Below are 6141 nucleotides of genomic sequence, written 5' to 3' on the forward strand. Positions count from 1 at the left end.
GATGACTTTTCTTTGATCGAAGTCATCCAGATAGGCCAACGTCGATACAAAGCGGGCGAGCGAGCGAGCGAGCGAACGAGCGGGCGGGTCAGCGGGCGTTGCGGGCGCGGGCGGGCATCTGCTCCTGGGGGCGCAGCAGCAGGCCGGCCTGGGCGGCGGGCAGGGGGCGGGAGAGCAGGTAGCCCTGGCCGAGGCGGCAGCCCAGGTCGCGCAGGGCGGTGCGCTGCTCCTCGGTCTCGATGCCCTCGGCGATGGCGACCAGCCCGAGCGAGTCGGCGATGGCGAGGATCGCGCGCACGATGCTCAGATCGAGGTGGCCGCCGGTGACGCCGCTGACGAACGACTTGTCGATCTTCAGGATCTCGATCGGCAGGCGCTTGAGGTAGGCCAGGTTCGAGTACGCCGTGCCGAAGTCGTCCAGCACCAGGTGCACCCCGGCCGCGCCGAGGGCGCCGGCGTACTCGGTGACCTCGTGGCGCAGGTAGCTGTGCTCGGTGATCTCCAGCCAGATGTCGGCCGGGTGCAGGCCCGCGGCGCGGATGGTGTCGAGGGTGCGCTCGGCGGCGCGCGGGGAGTGCAGCTGCACGGGCGACAGGTTGACGCTCATGCCGAGGCCGCGGCCCTCGGGCAGCCGGTGCCACTGGGCGAGCTGGCGGCAGGCCTGCTCCAGCACCCACTGCCCGATCTCGACGATCGCGCCGCTCTCCTCGGCGAGCGGGATGAACACGTCGGGCGGCACGTTGCCGTGGTGCGGGTGGGTCCAGCGCAGCAGCGCCTCGAAGGCCACGATGGCGCGCGAGTCGAGCACGAAGATCGGCTGGTACGCCAGGTGCAGCTGGCCGCGGTCGCGGGCGAGCAGCAGCTCGGAACGCAGGTCGAGGCGGTCCCGGGAGCGGTGCGAGGCGTCCTCGTCGAACACCTCGACCTGGCCGCTGCCGCGGGCCTTGGCCACGTACATGGCGGCGTCGGCGTCGCGCAGCATCGCGCTGGGGGTGGTCTTGCCGCGTACGCCGAGCACGCCGCCGATGCTGCAGGAGACGTGCACCTGCTCGCCCCTGACGGCGAACAGGTCGTGCAGGTCACCGCAGATCCGGGCGCCGATCTCGGCGACCTCGGGCAGCCGCCGGATCCGGTCGAGCACGATGACGAACTCGTCGCCGCCGAACCGGGCGAGCAGGTCCTCGGGGCGTACGCTGCGGCGCAGCCGCTCGGCGACCTGCAGCAGCAGCTCGTCGCCGGCCTCGTGGCCGAGCAGGTCGTTGACGGACTTGAAGCCGTCGAGGTCGCAGAAGAGCACCCCGACCCGGGTGGGGTCGTCGGCGTGCAGCGCCTGGTCCAGGTGGGACACCAGCGCGCTGCGGTTGGCCAGGCTGGTGAGCGGGTCGCGGGTGGCGCGCTCGGCGAGCGCGCGGTAGAGCTCGGCGTTGGTCAGCGCGACGCCGAAGTGGTTCGCGAAGATCGTCATGAGCTCGACGGTGCCGCGGGCGAACGGCCGGGCCTGCTCGCGGGCGGCGTAGAGCAGCGCGGTCGGGCCGTCGTCGCGGGAGACGGCGACGCGCAGCGCCTCGGGCAAGCCCGTCTCGCAGGTCGCCAGCTCGTCGGCGGCGGGCTTCGGCCAGCCCGCGACGACCTCGTCGGGCAGGCCGCGGTGCGCCCGCAGCTGGGCGTGGTCGCCCTCGACGGTCACCACCCAGGCGCGGTCGGCGCGGGTGAGCCGGCGCAGCAGCTCGACGGCCTCGTCCAGCAGCGGTGCGACCTCCAGGTGGCGGGTGAGCTGGTGGCCGAAGTGGGCGAGCTGCTCGATGGTCGCGTTGTGCTCGCGCTCCTGCAGCGCCAGCTGCAGCCGCCCCGCCACGGACGACAGGATGCGCAGGTCGGAGACGGCGAACGGCTGTTCGTTGGTGCGGAAGAGGACGAGCAGGGTGTCGGCGTACGGCTCGGCGGACAGCGGGATCCAGGCGGCGGCGCGGATGCCGAGCGTGCTCACCGAGCCGGGCGCGTCGGCGCCGCGTACGCCGCCGCCGACGGCGACCGGTTCGGCGCCGGCCAGCGCGGCGCGGGCCGACTCGCCGACCGCCCAGCCCTCGGTGAACGCGGGATCGCCCTCGGGCAGCCCGCACGAGCCGGTCACCACCAGGCGGTCGCCGGCCAGCCGCGCCATGCAGACCACGTCGGTGAAGAAGACGTCGGACAGCACGGCGAGCAGCTCCTCCATCAGCTCGTCCGGGCCGCCGGGCTGGCCGAGCAGCGCCAGCAGCCGGATGAGCCGGGTGGTGTCGCGGTACGCGTCGCGCGCCGCCTCGGACGCCGCCGCGAGCTGCCGCCTGAGCTGCTCGACCTCGGTCTCGTGGGTCACCGGCGCCCTCACAGCGCGATCGCGGTGAGGGTGGCGTTGTGGTATCCGGCGACCCGGTTGGTCCGGGCGAACTCGCCGTAGGTGTAGAAGCCGAAGGTGGTCACGTCGCCCGCGGCGGCCTGGATCCGGGCCGCCTCGACCGCGCCCTGCTCGGCCAGCACGTCCAGGCGCGCGACGCAGCTGAACGCGAGCAGCACCGTGGCGTCGCGGCCGGCGACCGCCTGCTCGACCACGTCCTCGGTGACGCGCAGCAGGTCCTCGGGGGCACACGCGACGATCTGGACCGGCGCGTACGGCGGCAGCGGCGTGAACGAGCGCAGCTGCCCGTCGGTGTCGATGTACGCACCCCGGATGAGCTTGCCGCCGTCGGGCTCGATGAGGCCGAACGCGTACGCCGACAGGTATCCCGGCGCGGGGCGGACCAGGCCGGGCCGCTCGTGGCCGACGTCGTCGTCGAAGTGCTCGCGGAACACCTCGGCGGCGGGCCGCCCGCCGATCTCCTGGATGACCAGCCCGTCGGACCTGGTGACCAGCAGCGGCAGGCTCACGTCGTGCCAGCCGTGCTCGGCGACGACGGTCAGCGGCTCGGGCGCGGCGATCCACACCGCGCTCGCGCCGCCGTCGGTGTAGATCCGGTCGCCCTCGAAGACGCAGGTGCGCACCAGCAGCCGGTCGTCGCCCGCGCCGCCGCCGACCACCGGCACCGGCGCGCCGACCACCTTGTGCACGCCGTTGAGCAGCTCCTGCTGGTGGCCGGCGAGCCCGGTGGTGAGCAGCAGCACCGCGGCGTGCGGGCCCGGCTCGGGCCCGGCCGCCTCCCGGGCCGCGCGGGCCAGGCGCTGCCCGGCGCCGACCGGGTCGTCGCGGACCCCGGTGACCGAGGCGACGCCGAACCGGTAGGGGCCGGCGGTCAGGGCGAGCACCGAGATCCCGATGCCCGGCGTGATCAGGCGGCCCTCGTGGAACTGGCCGCTCGTCGTGCAGCCGACCAGCGGCGTCGGGCCCGCCACGCCCCGCACGGCGTGCAGCAGGGCGATCAGGTCGTACGAGACGGACGCGTACACGATGAGCAGCGCGGGCGGCTGCCCGGCCAGGCCGTCGAGGGCGGCGCGCACCGCCGCCTGCCCGGCCTCGACCGGGTCGGCGGACTCGCTGTAGCCGACGCCCGCCCGCAGCCGCGTATCCGGCTGCGATGTCACCGTGGCGTGATCGAGCCGCCTCACACAGTGACGATAACGCGGTGGCGGGCCGCCCAGCCAAGGATCATGGCTCACGGCAGCGCGCCGGTCAGGCCCACGATGACCGGGCCGAGCAGGGGCAGGATGACGGCGGAGAAGGCGTACACGATGGTGTAGGACAGCAGCGGGGTGTTGTTGCCCGCCTCCTTCTGCGCCCCGGTCACGGCCGGGGTGCTGCACTGCTGGCCCGCGATGACGCCGGCGACCAGCGGCGCGGGCAGCTTCATGGTCTTCCACGCCACCCACATGCTCAGCAGCGCCGGCACGGCCGTCACCAGCACCGCGACCAGCGGCAGCAGCACGCCGTACCGGCTGATCAGGGTCACCGCGGAGGGGCCCGCGCTGAGCCCCACCGCGCAGACGAAGGTGGCCAGCCCGAACTGGCTGATCATCTGGGCGGCGGCGGGGTGGTACTGGCCGTACGTCGGGCGGCGGGCGCGCAGCCAGCCGCAGAACAGCCCGGTGAACAGGCAGCCGCCGCCCAGGCCGAGCGACAGCGGCACCCCGCCGACCGGCACGGACAGCTGCCCGAGCAGCAGGCCCGCGACGACGCCGAGCGAGATGAAGCTCAGGTCGGCCTTGACCGACGCGTCGACGCGCACGCCCAGCCGCGGCGCGTGCGCGGCGAGGTCGGCCGCCGCCCCGGTCAGCCGCAGCGTGTCGCCGGGGCTGACGTCGGTGTTGGGCTTGACCGGCAGCTCGTGCTCCATCCGGGAGACGCCGGTGATGAAGACGCCGTGCCGGTCGTGGAGCGGGATCTCCTCGTGCAGCCGGGACAGCGTCCAGCCGTGGAAGCGCGGATCGGTGATGACCACGTCCGCGGTCTCCAGCGTCATCGTCCGGCCGCCGCCGTGGCCGAGCGTCTCCGGCCCGACCACGCGCTCGCCGTGCAGCAGCGCCGCCCGGTGGCCGACGATCAGCACGTGGTCGCCGGTGCGCAGCACGGTGTCCGGGCCGTACTCGACGATGTCCTCGCCGCGGCGCAGCCGCTCCACCGCGGCCTCGGCGCCCAGCGCCTGCTCGGCCGCAGCGACGGTCATGCCGTCGGCGGCCGTGACCCGGTAGATGCGCCCCACGAAGCCCGGCAGCGCCGCGACCGACCCCTCCGGGCGGTCGCCGCCGCCCAGCTCGTGCCACAGCCGGGCGGCCTCCTGGCGCACGTTCACCCGCATCAGCAGCGGCACGCCCTGGCCGGCCAGCAGCACGATCGTGATCAGGCTGAAGATGTAGACCACCGAGTACGCCGTGGCGAGGTTGGCCTGCAGCTGGTGGATCTGCGCCGGGGGCAGGCTCAGCGCGCCCAGCGCCTCGGCGGCCGTGCCAAGCGCCGACGACGACGTGGTGCCCCCGGCCAGCAGCCCGGCCGCGGTGCCCCGGTCCAGTCCCATCAGCACGGTGGCCAGGCAGGTCAGCGCGACGAGGGTGACCATCTGGATCGCGGTGAACACGGCGTACCGCAGCGCCCTGCGGTTGAGGCTCGCGAAGAACGACGGCCCGGCCATGTAGCCGAGGGTGAAGATGAACAGCGCGAACGCGACGTTGCGCAGCTCCGGGTCGAGCGTGACGCCCAGCTGGCCGATGACCAGCGCGACGAGCAGCGTGCCCGCGATGCCGCCCAGGGTGATCTTCCAGAAGCGCACCCGGCCGAGCGCGAAGCCCAGCCCGAGGCAGAGGAACAGGGCCAGCCCGGGGGTGCCGCGCAGCAGTTCGGCCAGCCAGTCGAGCACCCCGCACGCTCCACTCTGTCCTGAGGCCTGAGTTCACCTCATATTAGGACAAAGTGTCACCGCCTACGGCATCTCCACCGTCTCCGCCCGCGCGATCTCCGCGAATGCCGCCACCAGGTACGGCTCGAACCGCCGCCCCGACACCCCCAGCAGGTACGCCAGCAGCAGTGGCGCGTGCCAGGCCAGCCGGCGCGGATCGGGCCGGACCGCACCCTCCTCCTGCTGGTGCACGCCCAGCGCCCCGGTCAGCACCACGACCAGGCTGTCCACGTCCAGCTCGGAGGTCCACGACAGGGTGTCGCGCACGCACCGCTCCAGCACGTCCTGCACGTCCTCGCCGGACAGCCCGTCCGGATGCAGATCCTCCAGCAGCGACCGGACCGTGCCGCCCAGCACCACGCCCACCTGCTCGGGGTCGCGCCCGGCCAGCTCGTCGGCCGCCTCGCGCAGCCCCTGCTCGTCGCGTACGCGCGCCGCGTCGACGGCGGCCACCGCCGCCTCCGCGATCGCCCGCGCGGCCGGCGGCAACCGCCGCAGCTCCCCGCTCAGCACCATCCCGGGATCCTCCCACGCCCCCACGACGCCACCCCTCCCGCGCCCCACCCCCGCCGCGCGCCCTCCGCGCCCTCCGCGCGCCTTCGAGGGCGCCTCGTCGTGCGGCAACTCTTAAAGACTCGCTTGATCCGCTCGGCGGCGTCCACCGCCGCAGGACCGGTCCCCGCGTGCGCGACGGCGAAGCCCTCGGCCCGCAGCCGCGCCATCGCCGGGTCGGTCACTCCGAGGTCGCACGGGCTGTGACCCGCTGCGACCTCACTTGTGC

General features: G+C 74.2%; 4 protein-coding genes. All 4 read right to left on the bottom strand.

Annotated features, from left to right (window positions below; genetic code table 11):
- Positions 1–88: 88 nt before the first annotated feature.
- The 4 genes from AB0J67_RS38530 to AB0J67_RS38545 all read right to left on the bottom strand — a co-directional run bounded on the left by AB0J67_RS38530 (position 89) and on the right by AB0J67_RS38545 (position 5900).
- Positions 89–2356, bottom strand: a complete 2268-nt coding sequence (locus AB0J67_RS38530) for an EAL domain-containing protein (RefSeq protein WP_363490349.1) — start codon at positions 2354–2356, stop codon at positions 89–91.
- A gap of 8 nt (positions 2357–2364) precedes the next feature.
- Complete coding sequence (locus tag AB0J67_RS38535) at positions 2365–3579, bottom strand: FIST N-terminal domain-containing protein (protein WP_363490351.1); 1215 nt, start codon at positions 3577–3579, stop codon at positions 2365–2367.
- Positions 3580–3626: 47 nt separating this feature from the next.
- Entirely contained in the window at positions 3627–5321 is a 1695-nt protein-coding gene (gene aspT / locus AB0J67_RS38540) for an aspartate-alanine antiporter (RefSeq protein WP_363490353.1), read from the bottom strand.
- A 63-nt stretch (positions 5322–5384) separates the two neighbouring features.
- Positions 5385–5900, bottom strand: coding sequence for a hypothetical protein (locus tag AB0J67_RS38545; RefSeq protein WP_363490355.1), 516 nt, complete (start codon positions 5898–5900; stop codon positions 5385–5387).
- Positions 5901–6141: the final 241 nt, after the last annotated feature.

Origin of the sequence: Catellatospora sp. NPDC049609 (genome assembly GCF_040675365.1) — a bacterium.
In the GTDB taxonomy this organism is placed as follows: Bacteria; Actinomycetota; Actinomycetes; order Mycobacteriales; family Micromonosporaceae; genus Catellatospora.